The organism is Burkholderia sp. SIMBA_062, assembly GCF_046534765.1.
GTDB classification, from domain to species: Bacteria; Pseudomonadota; Gammaproteobacteria; order Burkholderiales; family Burkholderiaceae; genus Burkholderia; species Burkholderia ambifaria.
Window position 1 is genome coordinate 1 of record NZ_JAWRYD010000227.1, and the last position, 276, is coordinate 276.

At 66.7% G+C, this 276-nt stretch carries 1 pseudogene; it reads left to right on the forward strand.

Features of this window, described 5'->3' with window-relative positions:
* Window positions 1-276: pseudogene (locus SB786_RS36145) on the forward strand (sigma-54-dependent Fis family transcriptional regulator); the annotation flags it as partial.

A 276-nucleotide genomic window follows, 5' to 3' on the forward strand; every position in this document is an offset into this window, starting at 1 on the left:
GGCGAAGACGCCATCGACATCGTGCATCTGCCCGAGGATCTGCTTGCCGATTGCGCGTCTGAGTCTGGGTCTGGGTCTGCTTCGGAGTCGGAGTCGGAGTCGGTACGAACATCCGTCCACGCCGATGAATCCGCGCATTGCCGCCATGCGCACGCACAAGACACGCGCGACGACAACGGCGACGCGCGCCCCGAACGTCTGGCCGACTGGCAAGCGCATCTGATCGACGACGCGCTGTCGCGTCACAGCGGCAACGTGTCCGCCGCGGCGCGCGAG